Origin of the sequence: Nocardia sp. NPDC058480, from assembly GCF_042720495.1 — a bacterium.
Classification (GTDB): Bacteria; Actinomycetota; Actinomycetes; order Mycobacteriales; family Mycobacteriaceae; genus Nocardia.
In genome coordinates this window covers 109,375-124,390 of record NZ_JBHXMN010000004.1, presented here as the reverse complement: position 1 = coordinate 124,390, position 15,016 = coordinate 109,375, and the positions used below count along the sequence as shown (strand labels likewise).

The window sequence follows — 15,016 nt, the reverse complement described above, 5'->3', positions numbered from 1 at the left end:
CTACCCGAAGTAGACGCGCCGCTGCGCGTTGCCGTGCCCGAACAACTGCGGCGCGGTACGCGGACCGCCCGACGGCACCGCCCGATAGGCCGCCTCCTCGGGGTCGCCGTTGTCGAACCGCGCGATCATCCGCTTGTACAGGCGGATGATCGCCTGCTCCCACACGATCCCGAGGGTATCGGCGTAGGCGCTGATCTGGGCGTGCGCCATGCGGTCGTGGGTGGCAGCGGCATCGCTGATCAGCTCGTCGAGAAGCATTCCCGCGTAAGCCTGTTCGCGGGTGAGTTCGCGTTCGGGCAGCCAGCTCAGCTGCCAGGTCTCCGAGTCCGCGACCACGCGCACGGCGTATTCAGGGCTCCGGGTGCTGCGCATGTCGTCCGGGGTCAGGTGAATGGTCATCGGATTCTCCGATTCCAGAAGGGGAGCTCACGCTCCCAGTTCCTCCAGATGCGGAACGCGCCCGTCATCTCGCGTTCGGCACGTGCATCAGCGGTGGGCGCTGACTGCACCTCGAGCTCGCCATGTCCTGGTGAACTCGCTGTTTCGCCAATTCCAGTGTGGCATTTGCCCTTCGCTTCAGTCAATTGCCCCTGTAGTTTGGTAATTGCCCGACGCGCCGGTGGGTAAACCAACATTTGTCTCGACTTCTGGAGGTCGATCCCGTTGCCGACGGTTCCGCAGGATCCACGCACGGACGTGTTGCGAGGCACCCTCGCGCGGTTGGCCAAGTTCTCCGGGCTCAGCGCGGATCGCCTGCGGCACACCGAAATCGGTGCCGCTCCCGTTCTCGAGCTGCCCGTGGTGGCGCGACGCGCACAGCGAACGGGTGTTTCCCGCGAGGATGCGGTGCTGCCGGTCCTGCGAAACGCAGCCCGGCAATTGCCCCCGAGCGAACGGCTCATCGCCGACGCGACACTCGCGCTCGGTCTGCTGCGCGATCCGTCGATCACCGGAATCGACCCCGACCAGCTCTATACGGTCAACCTCGGCGCCCGGCGCGTCTACCTGGCACAACACTGGACCGAACTACACACGGCGATCGGCGTGGACATGGTCTCGGACGCGCCGACCGTCAAGCGCCTACGTACCAGCGCCGAGCACGCAGCGCTGGCCGCACTCGCACGGCTGCTGATCGCCGAACCGACGGCGGCCACGTACCGCCCCCTCGAACCTCAACCCGCACCGCTGCCACCCGGCGAAGTCGTCACGGTCATCGGCGCTGCCGTGATCGACCACCTCTATCGGGTCACAACCTTCCCGGCCAGGAATTCTCCGGTCGAGGGCACGTTCGCCGGACCTCCCGGAGGAAAGGGCCTGAACAGGGCCGTTGCCGCCGCACGACTCGGGCTCGATGTCCGCTTGCTCGCCGCCATCGGCTCCGACGACAACGGGCAACGCATCCTTGAGCTGCTCACCGAGCACGGCGTCGACAAGAGTCTGGTCAAAGAGGTGCCATCCGCCGCGACATTGGTGACGGCGGTGATCATGACCCAGAGCGGCGAAGTTCGATTGATCGGGTGTCGCGACCCCCACATGCAGCTGGTGACCGAGGACCTCGATCAGCAGACCGTGCGCGCAGCGCTTGCGGATTCAGCCGTCGTCGTACTCACCTTCGAACAACCCGCGGCGATCATCGAAGGGATCCTCGCGTTCATCCGGGGCCTCACCGATCGCCCGCAGGTGATCCTGTGCGCCGCCCCGAGTCTCGCCACGCCGCAGGGGCTCTATACGTTCCTCGATGTCGTCGACTATCTCGTGGGCAGCACCACCGAACTCGACGCGCTGCTGCCCGAGGTCGACACCGATTCCCTCGCCGATACAGCAAGGCGCCTACGCGGCCTCGGTGTCTCGACGGTGTGCGCCGTCGACGGCTTCGCGTGCACTGTGTACTCCGATGACGACGACATCGTTGTCGACCATTTCCCGCCGATCCTCAAGGCCGCCATGGGCGCGGCCGCCGCGTTCGCCGCAGCGCTCGCCTATCGAGTGGTGAAATCCGAAGACGCTCTCACCGCCGCCGATTTCGAGTGGTGCACAGGGGCGATGCAACCCACCCAGAAGCTCGCCGCGGTCTCGACCGTCTTCCCCGACGTGAGCGAAGTGGACCGACAGGTGAACCTGCACCGACGGCACACGTAACCCCGATGTGACCCCCAGTTGACGTGTCGTACGACACACCGCGAGTAGAGTCGCGCCGTTGCTATGCACACGCCGTCCACGCAGCGGGTTTCCCGATGCCGGAACAGCCCTCGGAGGAGCGCTTGACGATCACCGATCCCGTCCGTGCAACGCCGGAAACGGCACCCGGACGCGGCGCTGACGATCTGCGACCGGTGCATCAATTCAGCCGCAACGGCACCCAGATGCAGGTGCAGGTACACACCATCGACAGTCCGACCGATGGCGGCTACGTCCTGGCCTTCGGCGACCTCGGCGACAAACCCCTCGTGCGCGTGCATTCGCGCTGCCTCTACGGCGACGCTCTCGGATCCGACGACTGCGATTGCGGCCCCGAGTTGGCGATGTCTATGAACCTGATCCAGGACGAAGGCGCCGGCGTGCTGGTCTACCTCGAGCAGGAGGGTCGCGGCGCGGGTTTGATCTGGAAGGCCATCGGCTACCGGACCAGCGAGCAGCTCGATATCGACACCTTCGACAGCTATGAGTGGCTTGGCTTGGACCCTGACACCCGTCGCTACGAGCTGGTCGCGAAAACATTGCGCGACCTCGGCATGACGCAGGTGCGTCTGCTCACCAACAACCCGGAGAAGGTGCGCGCGCTGACCGACGCGGGAATCGCGGTCGAGGTCATCCCGCTGGCAATCCAGCTGCGCACCGAGCGCGGCCGCCGCTACCTCGACGCCAAGGTGCGCCGGCGCAAGCACATGATCCCGCGCGATTACGCGCCCTGGGCACCACTGCCCACCGCAACGGCCGAGGTCGCGAACCCGCAGGCGGACGGCGACCTGCCACGGTGGTGGCACCGAATGCGCATCCGACGTCGCTGGTAACCCCCCTCACAATCCCGTATGTCCGGTTACGATAAGTGAGCCACGCCACTGCCGACGCCTCTGCCTCGAGATAACGAGACAGCTTCACTCGCATTGGCTCGGTATCCAGCTCGGCCTATGGGAACAGGGATATGACAGACATCGGTTTCGCGCACGCTTCCGGGGTCACGGTGCACACCGTGCCCGCCGCCTTCCAGCAAACCGCCGCGTTGCGGCCCGACCAGATCGCCTTGCGCACGGTCGGTGGCACCCAGGAGATCACCTGGGCCGAGTATGCGAAGCGGGTGCGTGCGCTGGCCGCTGGGCTGGCGAAACTAGGGGTGCGCCACGGCGACGCGGTCGGCATCATGCTCACCAACCGGCCCGAGTTCAACCTGATCGACACCGCCGCCCTGCACCTGGGCGCCATCCCGTTCTCGGTCTACAACACCAGCTCCACCGAACAGATCGCGCACGTGTTCGCCAACGCGGGCAACAAGGTGGTCATCACCGAACAGGCGTTCCTCGACACGATCCGTGCCTCGGGTGCCGTTGTGGAGCACACGATCATCGTCGACGGCACCGCCGAAGGCACCGTTACCTTGGCCCAGCTCGAATCCGACCCCGAACCGGACTTCGATTTCGATGCGGCCTGGCAGGCGGTCCAGCCCGGCGACCTGGCCACCTTGATCTACACCTCCGGCACCACCGGCCCGTCCAAGGGCGTCGAACTCACCCAGAGCAATGTGATCGCCCAGGTCGTCGGCCTGGTCTCGGGTCCGCTGCCGGTCGGTTTCGACGACCGCGCCGTGTCGTATCTGCCCGCCGCGCACGTCGCCGACCGCATCTCCGCGCACGCGATGAGCCTGCTCACCGGCATCCAGATCACCACCGTCACCGACCCGCGCGAGATCGCCGCCGCCCTGCCCGATGCCCGCCCGACGGTGTTCTTCGGTGTGCCGCGGGTGTGGCAGAAGATCAAGACCGGTATCGAGAACAAGCTCGCGGTCGAGCCGAGCCCGGTCAAGAAGGTCCTGGCCAACTGGGCGATCGGTGTCGGCGTCGCGCAGGCCAAGGCGAACCTGACCGGTGAGAGCTCGCTGCTGCTCGGCGTGCAGCACAAGATCGCGGATACCCTCGTGCTGTCCAAGCTGCGTGAGGCGCTCGGGTTCGCGGAGTTGAAGTGCGCTGCCTCCGGTGCCGCGCCGGTACCGCCGGAGACCCTCGAGTACTTCCTCGGCCTCGGCTTCGCCGTCACAGAGGTGTGGGGGATGTCGGAGACCGCGGGCGTCGGCACCTACACCGAGCTCGACAAGCCACGCCCCGGCTCGGTCGGTCGGGTGATGGACGGGTGCGAACTGCGCCTCGACGCCGATGGTGAAGTGCTACTGCGCGGCCCGATCATCACCCCCGGCTACCGCAATATGCCCGACAAGACCGCCGAGGCGATCGACGACGACGGCTGGCTGCACACCGGCGATATCGGGACCCTCGATGCCGACGGCTATCTGCGCATCGTGGACCGCAAGAAGGAACTGATCATCAGCGAAGCGGGCAAGAACATCGCCCCCTCCAATATCGAGAACGCCATGAAGGCCGCCTCGTCGATGATCGGCCAGGCCGTCGCGATCGGCGAGGCCCGCGCCTACATCACCGCCCTGATCATGCTCGATCCCGACGTGGCGGCGCTGCGCGCCAAGGACTTCGGCGCCACCGATGCCACCCACGCGGAGCTGGCCCGGCGTCAGGAGATCGTCGACGAGGTCAAGGAAGCGATCCTCGCGGGCAACCGCAAGCTCTCCCGGGTGGAACAGATCAAGCGTTTCGTGATCGTGGACAACCTGTGGGAGCCCGGCGGTGACGAGCTGACCCCGAAGATGTCGCTCAAGCGGACCCCGATCTCGAAGAAGTACGCCGAGACCATCACCGAGCTCTATGCCGCGACACCACCGGGGCATGTCATCAACGTGAAGTGATTGCGAGAACAGCGGTGGCCCTGGAAGTCTCAGGGCCACCGCTGTTGTGCGTCTCAGTGCTGTTCGTAGGTGCCGATCAGGGTGGCCCTGGCCAGGGTGTGGAAGAACAGATTGAACCCGAGGTAGGCGGGCGTCGCGTCCGGTCCGATCTCGAGTTCACCGATGTCGACCGCGTGCACGACCACGAAATACCGGTGTGGGCCATGGCCTTTCGGCGGGGACGCACCGACGAAGCCGGGGAATCCACCGTCGTTGCGCAGGGTCACCGCACCGGCGCGCAAGCTGCCACCCTCGCTGCCCGCGCCGACGTCGAGCGAGGTCACCGAGGCGGGAATGTTGGCGACGGCCCAGTGCCAGAACCCGGAGGCGGTCGGCGCGTCCGGATCGAACACCGTCACCGCGAAACTCTGTGTCTCTTCCGGGAATCCGGACCAGCTCAGCTGCGGTGAGATGTCCTTGCCGCCCGACCCGAACACCCCCGATACCTGATCGTTGGCCAACGGCTGACCGTCGGTGATATCGGCGGAGGTGACGGTGAACGACGGCACCTGTGGCAGCGCGCCATACGGGTTGTAACTCATGAGGACCTTTCGGTGTTGTTGGCGGCTGGCGCCGCGGGTTCTCGGCCTGTTCCCTCGATCTTCCCTCCCGCCGGGCACTCCTTCGTCGCACCCTCTGGTCAGTCCAGATCGAGGCGGCCGAGAACCGGTCAGCTGTGCAGAAGGAAGTGTTCCAGCACCCGGGTTCCGAATTCCAGTGACTGCACCGGTACCCGTTCGTCCACCCCGTGGAACAGGGCGGTGAAGTCCAGCTCCGGCGGCAGCTGCAACGGCGCGAAACCGAAGCAGCGAATCCCCAAGCGCGCGAACGCTTTCGCATCGGTGCCGCCGGAGAGCATGTAGGGCACGGTGCGCCCCTGTGCGTCATTGGCCAGGACCGCGTCGTTCATGGCGTCGACGAGGTGTCCGTCGAAAGTGGTCTCATAGGAGTCGAGTTTGGTGATCCATTCCCGCTCCACATCGGGTCCGATCAGCTCGTCGACCTCGCGTTCGAACGCCGCCTGCCGCCCCGGCACGACCCGGCAGTCGACCACGGCTTCCGCGGTCTGCGGGATGACGTTGGCTTTGTATCCGGCGTGCAGCATGGTCGGATTCGCGGTATCGCGCAGGGTGGCGCCGATGATGCGCGAGATGGTGCCCAGCTTGGCCAGCTGTCCTTCGATATCGGGTCCGTGCGGGTCGAAGGCCAACCCGCTCTCCTCGCTGACCGCGGCGAGGAATTCGGCCACCGAATCCGAGAGCACCACCGGGAAGGTGTGGCGGCCCAGACGCGCGACGGCTTCGGCGAGAATGGTGACCGCGTTGTCCTCGTGCAGGAACGACCCGTGCCCGGCGCGGGCCTTGGCACGCAACCGCATCCAGCCCAGGCCCTTCTCGGCGGTCTCCACCAGGTAGAGCCTGCGCTCGGTGCCGTCGGGCCGCGGCACGGTCAGCGAGAACCCGCCGACCTCACCGACCGCCTCGGTGACACCGTCGAACAGGTCGGGCCGGTTGTCCACCAGCCACTGCGAGCCCCATTTGCCGCCGTTCTCCTCGTCAGCGAGGAACGCGAACACCAGATCCCGCGGCGGCACTGTGCCTTCGGCTTTGAACTGGCGGGCCAGGGCCAGGGTCATCCCGACCATGTCCTTCATGTCGATCGCGCCGCGCCCCCACACGTAGCCGTCGCGCACCGCACCCGAGAACGGGTGCACGCTCCAGTCGGCGGCCTCGGCGGGCACTACGTCGAGGTGCCCGTGGATCATCAGCGCGCCGCGACTCGAATCGGCGCCCGGCAACCGCGCGAACACATTCCCGCGCCCCGGCGCACCCGACTCGACGTATTCGGTCTCGTAGCCGACCTCGTGCAGTTGCTGTGCCACCCACTCGGCGCACTGCCGCTCGCCCTTGGTGGTGGCCAGCTCGCCGGTATTGGAGGTGTCGAACTGGATCAGCTTGCTGACCAGCTCCACCACCTCGTCCTCCGCACGGGACCGCCCGTTCGAACCAGAATTCTCGCCAGATGCCGACACGCCCCCTTTCCTACCACCATTCGCGCACCCGACGCGCCACCTCCGATGCTCTGGACCCTTGCGCCGCTGCTCGGTGCCACAGACTCGGTGTGAGCAGAACTCCCCGGATCCGAACACGGGCACGCATTCGCATCCATTCCCGACGCGTGCTTTGCTGACGAAGTGAGAGCGCAGGTAGTTCGGGGCGGTGTCCGTCTGTTGTCAGTGGCGGCGACGCTGGTCGCGGCCGCGGGGATCGGACTGCATGTCAACCGGTGGCCGCTGGAACCGCTGGTCCTGGCGGCTTCGGGAGCGCCGTATCTGATGGGCGGTGCGGTGATCGGCGTCGTCGGTTTCGCGGTGACCAGGCAGTGGATCGCGACCGGGGTTGCCGTGGTCGTGGCAGGCGCGGGTATCGCGACCCAGGCGCCGCTGTATGTCGCGCAGACCGGCGGTGACGGACATCCGATCATGGCGATGCAGGCCAATCTGCTCTTCGACGGTGCCGATCCGGGCGCGCTCGTCGACCAGGTGCGTACCCGTGACATCGCGATTCTCACCGTCAACGAGCTCACCCGCCCGGCCGTCGAGACTCTGTCTCGCGCAGGCCTCGACCAGCTCCTGCCCCACCGCTACCTCGCTCCCGGCCAGACGGCCAGCGGCACCGGTATCTGGAGCCGGTTCCCGTTGTCCGACACCGTCGAATACGACGGGTACGTCCTCAACCAGATCTCGGCCACCGCGACCATCCCCGATCTCGGCCCGGTCGCGATCTACGCCTTCCACCCTGTCCCGCCCGTCTACGACACCGGCGTCTGGGCAGACGAGCTCTCCCGCCTGCACGAGATCCTGCGCCGGGCCCCCACCGACCGCCCGGCGATCGTCGGCGGCGACTTCAACGCCACCTACGATCACGCACGCTTCCGCACCATGGCATCGGGCCGTTTCGCCGATGCCGCCGCACAAGCAGGCGCAGGCCATCTGGTCACCTACCCCACCGACAAACGCGTACCCCCGTTAGTCGGTATCGACCACTTCCTTCTCGCCGACGCGCACGCCACAACCGTCGAAACCGTGGCACTGCCCGGCGCCGATCACCGAGCACTGGTCGCCCGCGTGGTCCTCCACCGTGATCGTTAGACGGCGTATTCACCTGTCGTAGAGGTCGTTTCGTGCGGACGGACGCACCGCGGCATCGCACGTGGGTGGCGGCGCGATTCGCTACTCGCGTGCGGCGCTGCGCTCGGCCAATCGCTCTCGCCACTGTTCCATCGCCTGCCGCAGCGCCGCGCCCACGATGACGACGAATTCGGCCGATTGTTCGAAACGCGCGCCCGCGGGAGTGCCGGGGCCGAGGATCTCGACTCCGCGCCGGGTGATCGCGGCCAGGGCGTTCTGCATCTGCACGGAGGCCACGAGGTTGCGTAGCCAGATGTCGTCGTCGATGACGTAGCGCTCGCGCCGGGCGCCGGGGACCAGTTCGCGGCGCAGCATTCCCTGCTGTTCGAGGAAGGCCACCGCGTTCGAGATGGAGGCGGGGCTCACGCGCAGCCGTTCGACCAGTTCGGCGGCGGTGAGTGCCCCCGAGTCGGTGATCTGCAGGCAGGCGAGCACTCTGGCTTCCATCCTCGGCAGACCCTGCTCGATGAGCAGGGCAGTGAACGACTCGGTGAACTCCGCTACCGCTTCGGGGTCACGCCCGTGCGCGCTGTCCGGGATCGGCGGCGCCGGGGACTTGGCCTGTTTGTGCCGGCGCGCGCGCTGCTCGGTGGCTTCTTGTGCGCGTTCGGGTCGGTAGTCGTCGGGTCCGCCGTTGCGGGTGACCTCGCGCATGACGGTCGAGGCGGGCCGACCCAGCTGCCGCCCGATTTCGGCGTATCCGAGTCCGTCGGCCAGGCCCGCGGCAATGTGCCTGCGGTCCACGTCGGTGAGTCTGCCTCCTGGCATCGCTACTGGTCACCTCTCTGTCGGCAGGTACTCGGCTCGTCACCCGTACCGCACCAAGTATGCATTCACCCTCATCTCATTGCAAAGTGCAACGTGATCATTCGTTGCATTCACTGTCATGTTCATTGCAATAGTTCTGAATCTATGCGCTTTCACATGGCTTTTCGGTGATGTTTGATGTTGACAGACTAGTGAACGCAATTTATGGTCTTAATCATTCAGTAAAGCCCGAACATCGCAACGCAAGGACATGACAATGACTTCCCCGAACCCCACCAGCCCGACCGCCACCGCCTGGACCGGCATGGTGTCGATCGATGACACCGAACTGGCCGTCACCGATACCGGCGGCACCGGCACCCCGGTGGTCTACCTCAACGGCCAGTTCGCCACCCAGGGCTACTGGCGCAAGGTCATCGCCGAGCTCGGCCCCGGCTACCGCCACATCACCTTCGACGAGCGGGCCCGCGGCAAGTCGAAGAAGTCGGCCGACTACTCCTTCGACACCTGCGTGCGCGACATCGACGCCATCCTCGCGGCCAGGGGGATCACCGAAAAGCCGATCCTGGTCGGCTGGTCCTACGGCGCCTACCTCGGTGCGCACTGGACCAGCCGCAACCCCGACGGCGCCCTCGGCGCCGTCCTCGTCGACGGCGCGTTCCCCTACGACTGGCTCGACGAGGCCATGGAGCTGCGAATTCGCAAGCTGTTCAAGCGTTTGAGCTGGGTGCTGCCGCTGGCTCGCCCGACTGGCCTGGCACCCCGTTTGACCGCGCAGCAGCAGGCCGACAGCAATATCGAACTCGGCAAGCTCTCCAGCGTCAGCGCACTCGGACCGGTGCTCGATGCCATCACCGCCCCGGTGCGGTACGTGGTCGCGTCGGGCACCTCGTTCGGCAGCCGCGGCGACGAGCAGGAGAAGATCCGCGCCGGCCTCGACGACGTACTGGTCCGCAACCCGAACATCCGCGTCAGCGCCAAGGTCGCCAGCAACCACGGTGCGATCCTGCGCAAGGACTTCCGTGCCATCGCCGACGCCGTCCGCGAGATCGAGACCATCGCCGGCACCGCGACGACCCACTGACCCAGCACTGATCCCCTTCCCTCCCAACAGAACCCCAGGAGCACACCACCATGTCTGCCACCCTCACCACCCAGGAAAAAGCCACCCTGCGGACCGCCGCGTACGGTGCGGTCTCCCTCCTCGCCGCTGCGGGCGGTGCGACCAGCAAGCCGCACAAGATCGCCACGACCGGCAGTATCGCGCTGTCGTCAGCGACCGGTCTGGTCGGACATATCCTGGCCGCGAAGTCCGGACGTATCGCACTGAGCGGCTCGTCGGTCGCCGAACTCGCCGATCAGGTGCTGCCCGCCCTCACCGCGGCGATGACCCTGCTCGGCAAGCACGACCCGGTCGAGGCCGAGAACTTCCGCAACACCATCGTGGTCGCCATCGACACCGCCCAGCTCTATCAGACTCAGCCGAACCCGACGATGGTCGAGATGACCCGCAAGATCACCGGAGCGCTCGCCGCTGCGTGATGAAATATCTACTCGCGCAACCACAGCCGTGTCACAGGGCCCGTGACACGGCCACTGTGGCGTCTGGCGGTGCTCAACGATCGATGGCAGAGCCCTCGCGCTCGGTGAGCACGAGATCCACCCGCGCCGCTATCGCTCGACCGGCCGCACGCAACGGTTCGGCCGAGCGCAGGGTGCGGCCCAGAATGAACGCTCCTTCCAGGGCGGCCAGCATGGCCACGATCAGCTCGCGCGCTGCGGATTCCGCGACTCCGCGGTCGGCGAAATATGTTGTGCCCTGGTCGATCCAGTCCCGCATCACCTCGGCGGCGACCTCGCGCAAGGCCGGTTCGCTGTCGGCGATCTCCCCCGCGACCGTGCCGACCGGACACATGTTCATCCACCCGGACTCCTCGAGCGTGCGCGCGGCGTCGTCGAACGCGGCGGGCACGGCCACCCGCAGGTCCTTGTGTGGGTCCATCAGCAGTGGCAGCAGCTGGATGTAGACCGCGCCGGTGCTGCGCAGCGCCTCGGCCGCGATCTGCACTTTGCCCTGCGGAAAGTGGTGGTAGAGCGACCCCATCGGCGCATCGGCGGCGGCGGTGATCTGTTTGACGGTGATCGCGCTGTACCCGTGCACGCGCATCAGTTCCGCGACCGCGCTCACCAGGCGCTCGCGGGTACTCGTTGACATCTGCTCGCTCACCCCACCAGACTAGAGCAAACGCACTAGAGTGAATGCTCTAGCCGTGGAGCGCAAGGGAGGATGTCATGCCGACCGTCGAACTCGATGCGGGCCGGATCCACTACCGCGAACACGGTGACGGACCCCCGGTGGTCCTGCTCCATGGGCTGCTGATGAACCACACCGTCTGGGATTCGGTCATCGACCACCTACCCACCGGCTTCCGCTATGTCCTACCCGACCTGCCCCTGGGCGCCCATCCCGAACCGCTGCGGCCGGGCACCGACCTGAGTGTGCGCGGCCTCAACCAACTGGTCGCCGACTTCCTCACCGCGCTGGACCTGCACGAGGTCACCCTCGTGCACTCCGACTGGGGTGGTGCCCTGTTCCTCACCGCCTACGGCCTCGACGACCGCGTCGGCCGACTGATCATCTTCCCCAGCGAAGCCTTCGACAACTTCCCGCCCGGCCTTCCGGGCAAAACCGCCACCCTCGCTTCAGCCCTGCCCGGCGGCGTCGCCCTGGCCCTGCGCCAGATGCGCATCGGCTGGCTACGCCGCAGCCCGCTGATGTTCGGCTGGATGGCCAAATACCCCCTCCCCGACACCCTCGTCCACGCCTGGACCGAACCCGGCCTGCGCGACCCCCGCATCCGCGCCGACCTGCTCGCCTACACCCGCTCCGGCTTCGACAAACGCGAACTCATCACCAACACCGAAGCCCTCCAACACTTCCCCGGCGAAACCCTCATCCTCTGGTCTTCCGCGGGCAAAGTCATGCCCCGCTCCCACGGCGCCCGCCTGGCCGCCCTGATCCCCCACTCCCGTCTCGTCGAAATAGACGACGCCTACGTCCTGTCCATGCTCGACCAACCCACGGCCGTCGCCACCGCCATCACCGAATTCCTCACCACCACCACCGCGGACCGCTGACAACGTCGCACCGACCGAACGCGGGCCTTCCCCGTACGCGCCGCACAAGGGTCACCCATTGACAGTGACCCAGGTCACTGATCGATCCTGTCAGGAAATCGCGTGCTGTCGCGTTCAGGGTGCACGCGAAGCAGACAGGAGCGAATCATGAAGCACCGCATCGTCGTCCTCGGGGCCGGATACGCCGGAGCCTTTTCCGCCGGAGCACTGGCCCGCCGACTCCATTCCGGCGATTTCGAGATCACCGTCGTCAACGCCGAACCCGATTTCGCCCAGCGGCTGCGCAATCACCAACTCGCGGCCGGACAAGACCTGCGCCGGCTGCCGCTGGCGCAGGTCTTCGCCGGCACCGGCATCCGGCTTCGCGTAGCGCGGGTGACCGGCGTCGACGTCGAGCACCGGACTGTCACCGTTGCCGACGGCACGGACATCGACCGGCTCGAATACGACACGCTGCTCTACACGCTCGGCAGTACCGCCGACGACCATGACGTCGCCGGTGTCGGCGAGCACGCTTTCCACGTGGCATCCCGCCCGGCCGCGCTGCGGCTGCGCGCACGCCTGGACGATCTGGGCGCGCACGCGAAGGTCCTGGTAGTCGGCGGCAACCTGACCGCGATCGAGGCCGCCACCGAGATCGCCGAATCCCATCCAGAGCTTCAGGTCGGCCTCGCCACCCGCGGCGAGCTCGGCGGTTGGCTGGGCAGCAAGGCCCGCCGCCATCTGCTCGATGCGTTCGACCGGCTCGGCATCACGGTCCACGAGAACACCACCGTCGAGCGTGTCGAGGCGGCGGGCGCCGTTGCCGCCGACGGCACTGTTTTCGCCGTCGATGCGACGGTGTGGGCCGCCGGGTTCGCCGTGCATCCGATCGCCGCGGCCAGCGGTCTCGTGGTGGAACCCAACGGCCAGATCACGGTCGACCGTCAGATGCGGTCGGTCTCGCACCCTGACGTCTACGCCGCCGGTGACAGTGCCTTCGTCATCGGCGACAACGGTCAACCGTTGCCGATGTCGTGCGCCTCCGCGGGATTCACCGGTATGCAGGCGACGGCCTCGATCGTCGGGGACCGGACCGGGCGCACGATCTCGACGACCTCGCTGTCGTATGTGGGCAACCACATCAGCCTCGGCCGCAAGGACGGGCTCTTCCAGATGGTCGACGGTGACGCGCGGTCGAAGTCGTTGGCCCTGCGTGGCCGGACGGCCGCACTCCTCAAAGCGGCCATCCTCGGGGTCAACCCCTGGAGCCTGAGGCACCCGACGTTCGGTATGCCGAGCCGCCGATACCGCGCGGCCACCGACCGACCGCATGCGTTGGTAGCGACCTAGAGTCGTGCCCATGGACACTGCCACCGTGGCGCGTTTCGAGGCCAGCCGCAACCGGCTGGCCTCGATCGCCTACCGCCTGCTCGGTTCGGCCGCCGACGCCGAGGACACGGTGCAGGACGCGTTCCTGCGATGGCAGGCCGCCGACCGCGAGTACGTCGAGGTGCCGGAGGCATGGCTGACCAAGATCGTCACCAATCTGGCCCTCGATCGGCTCCGGTCGGCGAAGGCGCGCCACGAACGTGCGGTCGGCACCTGGATGCCCGAACCACTCCTCGACGGCGACGCGATGCTCGGCCCCGCCGACACCGTCGAGCAGCGCGAATCGGTGACCCTGGCGGTGCTGACCCTCATGGAACGGCTCTCGCCCGTCGAACGCGCCGTGTACGTGCTGCACGAGGCCTTCGCGTACCGCCATGCAGAGATCGCCGAGATCCTCGACATCACCGTCTCCGCGAGTCAGCAACACCTCCACCGTGCCCGTGGGCGAATCACCGTCGCCCGCAACGCCACCCGCATCGACCATGGTGCCGCGCGGCGCATCGTCGCGGCGTTCGTCGATGCCGCCACCTCGGGCCGCACCGATCGGCTGATCGCGCTGCTGACCGACGACGCGACCGGGATCTCCGACGGCGTCGGGGGGCTGGCCGCCAAGTTGATCCACTACGCGACCCCGCAGCGGCTCGCCAACGTGGTGCGCGCGGGCTTCACACCGACGCCGGCCAAGCGCCGACTCGCCGGAGGTTCACCCTCGATCCACGCCGTCGTGGTCAACGGCTGCCCGGCTGCGCTCGTCACGCTCGACGATCGAGTCCTCGGCGTCGCGATCCTGGAGCTGCGTGACGACAAGATCGCAGGCATGCGCAGTATCGCCGCACCGCACCGGCTGGGCCGTGTCACCGACGAATGGCAGCGGCGCGAACATCAGGCACCGCTGGTCGAATTGTGGTAGTCGGCAGGCGATCTCAGGGACGGCCGGCGACACCGAGGGATAACGCCGCGAAGGCTTTCGGGGCGCCCGGCTGGTAGAACCGGTCGAGTTCGGCGATCTCGAAGCCCGCGTCGGTGATCAGGCCCGCGATGTCGCGGTTGAGGTGACAGCCGCCCGCGATCTTCTGCTGGATCGGGTCGAGTCGGTGCTGCCAGGTCCGCACCGACTCCTCCGGCGCGAGTCCGTGTTCGACGAAGTGCAGGGTGCCACCGGGTCGCAGTACCCGGCGGATCTCGGCGAGTGCCGCTGTCACATCGGGGATGGTGCACAGAGTGAAGGTGGAAAGGGCGGTGTCGAAGGTGGCGTCGGAAAACGGTAGCGACTGTCCGTCCAGACCGGCACGTTCGATCGGAATCGCGCTCGCCGCAACACGTTTGGCACCGATTCTCCATGCGGTGTCCGCGGGTTCGACCCCGCTGACCCGCTCGACCTCGGCCGGATAGAACCCGATGTTGTTGCCCGACCCGAAGCCGACCTCGACGACAGTGCCGTGCAACGCGGCGCATGCCCGTTCACGTAATGGCCCGTTCTGGGCGACCCCGCACACTTTGTCGACGATGTGCGGGAGGATCCGATCGGTATAGAAACCCATCCT

At 67.0% G+C, this 15,016-nt stretch carries 15 protein-coding genes; 9 read left to right on the top strand and 6 right to left on the bottom strand.

What is annotated here, in order from left to right; translation table 11 throughout:
• Nucleotides 1-399 (bottom strand): hypothetical protein, encoded by a 399-nt coding sequence (locus ACFWO8_RS12275; RefSeq protein ID WP_378948683.1) that lies wholly within the window; start codon nt 397-399, stop codon nt 1-3.
• Between the two features lie 297 nt (nt 400-696).
• On the opposite strand from ACFWO8_RS12275, the gene ACFWO8_RS12270 reads away from it, so the two are divergent.
• The 3 genes from ACFWO8_RS12270 (at nt 697) to ACFWO8_RS12260 (ending at nt 4,966) form a co-directional block, all read left to right on the top strand.
• Nucleotides 697-2,139, top strand: a complete 1,443-nt coding sequence (locus tag ACFWO8_RS12270; RefSeq protein WP_378948680.1) for a PfkB family carbohydrate kinase — start codon at nt 697-699, stop codon at nt 2,137-2,139.
• Nucleotides 2,140-2,261: 122 nt separating this feature from the next.
• Nucleotides 2,262-3,011 carry a GTP cyclohydrolase II gene (locus ACFWO8_RS12265; RefSeq protein WP_378948677.1) on the top strand — a complete coding sequence of 250 codons (750 nt, stop codon included), beginning with the start codon at nt 2,262-2,264 and terminating at the stop codon, nt 3,009-3,011.
• A gap of 131 nt (nt 3,012-3,142) precedes the next feature.
• Complete coding sequence (locus tag ACFWO8_RS12260) at nt 3,143-4,966, top strand: AMP-dependent synthetase/ligase (protein WP_378948674.1); 1,824 nt, start codon at nt 3,143-3,145, stop codon at nt 4,964-4,966.
• A gap of 53 nt (nt 4,967-5,019) precedes the next feature.
• Here ACFWO8_RS12260 and ACFWO8_RS12255 read toward each other — a convergent pair whose 3' ends face one another.
• Complete coding sequence (locus tag ACFWO8_RS12255) at nt 5,020-5,547, bottom strand: YbhB/YbcL family Raf kinase inhibitor-like protein (RefSeq protein WP_378948671.1); 528 nt, start codon at nt 5,545-5,547, stop codon at nt 5,020-5,022.
• Between the two features lie 128 nt (nt 5,548-5,675).
• A complete protein-coding gene (locus ACFWO8_RS12250) occupies nt 5,676-7,037 on the bottom strand; it encodes a M20/M25/M40 family metallo-hydrolase (RefSeq protein ID WP_378948668.1) in 1,362 nt (453 codons plus the stop codon).
• A 204-nt stretch (nt 7,038-7,241) separates the two neighbouring features.
• On the opposite strand from ACFWO8_RS12250, the gene ACFWO8_RS12245 reads away from it, so the two are divergent.
• Nucleotides 7,242-8,156 carry an endonuclease/exonuclease/phosphatase family protein gene (locus ACFWO8_RS12245; protein WP_378949757.1) on the top strand — a complete coding sequence of 305 codons (915 nt, stop codon included), beginning with the start codon at nt 7,242-7,244 and terminating at the stop codon, nt 8,154-8,156.
• Nucleotides 8,157-8,237: 81 nt separating this feature from the next.
• Here the strand turns inward: ACFWO8_RS12245 and ACFWO8_RS12240 are convergent, their stop codons facing one another.
• A complete protein-coding gene (locus ACFWO8_RS12240) occupies nt 8,238-8,963 on the bottom strand; it encodes a helix-turn-helix domain-containing protein (RefSeq protein ID WP_378948665.1) in 726 nt (241 codons plus the stop codon).
• Nucleotides 8,964-9,219: 256 nt separating this feature from the next.
• Between ACFWO8_RS12240 and ACFWO8_RS12235 the strand changes: the two genes are divergently transcribed.
• The gene (locus ACFWO8_RS12235) at nt 9,220-10,047 is read left to right on the top strand and encodes an alpha/beta fold hydrolase (RefSeq protein ID WP_378948660.1); all 828 of its coding nucleotides are present in this window, start codon (nt 9,220-9,222) and stop codon (nt 10,045-10,047) included.
• Between the two features lie 50 nt (nt 10,048-10,097).
• Entirely contained in the window at nt 10,098-10,505 is a 408-nt protein-coding gene (locus tag ACFWO8_RS12230) for a hypothetical protein (RefSeq protein WP_378948657.1), read from the top strand.
• Between the two features lie 73 nt (nt 10,506-10,578).
• On the opposite strand, the gene ACFWO8_RS12225 is transcribed toward ACFWO8_RS12230, so the two are convergent.
• Nucleotides 10,579-11,190, bottom strand: a complete 612-nt coding sequence (locus tag ACFWO8_RS12225; protein WP_378948654.1) for a TetR/AcrR family transcriptional regulator — start codon at nt 11,188-11,190, stop codon at nt 10,579-10,581.
• Between the two features lie 65 nt (nt 11,191-11,255).
• On the opposite strand from ACFWO8_RS12225, the gene ACFWO8_RS12220 reads away from it, so the two are divergent.
• From ACFWO8_RS12220 to ACFWO8_RS12210, 3 genes are all read left to right on the top strand, one after another.
• Entirely contained in the window at nt 11,256-12,101 is an 846-nt protein-coding gene (locus tag ACFWO8_RS12220; protein WP_378948651.1) for an alpha/beta fold hydrolase, read from the top strand.
• 147 nt (nt 12,102-12,248) lie between these two features.
• Nucleotides 12,249-13,433 carry an NAD(P)/FAD-dependent oxidoreductase gene (locus ACFWO8_RS12215; protein WP_378948648.1) on the top strand — a complete coding sequence of 395 codons (1,185 nt, stop codon included), beginning with the start codon at nt 12,249-12,251 and terminating at the stop codon, nt 13,431-13,433.
• A 10-nt stretch (nt 13,434-13,443) separates the two neighbouring features.
• Entirely contained in the window at nt 13,444-14,382 is a 939-nt protein-coding gene (locus ACFWO8_RS12210) for a sigma-70 family RNA polymerase sigma factor (RefSeq protein ID WP_378948644.1), read from the top strand.
• Between the two features lie 13 nt (nt 14,383-14,395).
• On the opposite strand, the gene ACFWO8_RS12205 is transcribed toward ACFWO8_RS12210, so the two are convergent.
• Nucleotides 14,396-15,013 carry a methyltransferase domain-containing protein gene (locus tag ACFWO8_RS12205; RefSeq protein WP_378948641.1) on the bottom strand — a complete coding sequence of 206 codons (618 nt, stop codon included), beginning with the start codon at nt 15,011-15,013 and terminating at the stop codon, nt 14,396-14,398.
• Nucleotides 15,014-15,016 lie beyond the last annotated feature (3 nt).

Bases quoted from the DNA above. Each gene is read 5' to 3' on its own strand.
- ACFWO8_RS12275 (WP_378948683.1), bottom strand. From the start codon at position 399: ATGACCATTCACCTGACCCCGGACGACATGCGCAGCACCCGGAGCCCT.
- ACFWO8_RS12260 (WP_378948674.1), top strand. From the start codon at position 3,143: ATGACAGACATCGGTTTCGCGCACGCTTCCGGGGTCACGGTGCACACC.
- ACFWO8_RS12255 (WP_378948671.1), bottom strand. From the start codon at position 5,547: ATGAGTTACAACCCGTATGGCGCGCTGCCACAGGTGCCGTCGTTCACC.
- ACFWO8_RS12240 (WP_378948665.1), bottom strand. From the start codon at position 8,963: ATGCCAGGAGGCAGACTCACCGACGTGGACCGCAGGCACATTGCCGCG.
- ACFWO8_RS12235 (WP_378948660.1), top strand. From the start codon at position 9,220: ATGACTTCCCCGAACCCCACCAGCCCGACCGCCACCGCCTGGACCGGC.
- ACFWO8_RS12230 (WP_378948657.1), top strand. From the start codon at position 10,098: ATGTCTGCCACCCTCACCACCCAGGAAAAAGCCACCCTGCGGACCGCC.
- ACFWO8_RS12220 (WP_378948651.1), top strand. From the start codon at position 11,256: ATGCCGACCGTCGAACTCGATGCGGGCCGGATCCACTACCGCGAACAC.
- ACFWO8_RS12215 (WP_378948648.1), top strand. From the start codon at position 12,249: ATGAAGCACCGCATCGTCGTCCTCGGGGCCGGATACGCCGGAGCCTTT.
- ACFWO8_RS12210 (WP_378948644.1), top strand. From the start codon at position 13,444: ATGGACACTGCCACCGTGGCGCGTTTCGAGGCCAGCCGCAACCGGCTG.
- ACFWO8_RS12205 (WP_378948641.1), bottom strand. From the start codon at position 15,013: ATGGGTTTCTATACCGATCGGATCCTCCCGCACATCGTCGACAAAGTG.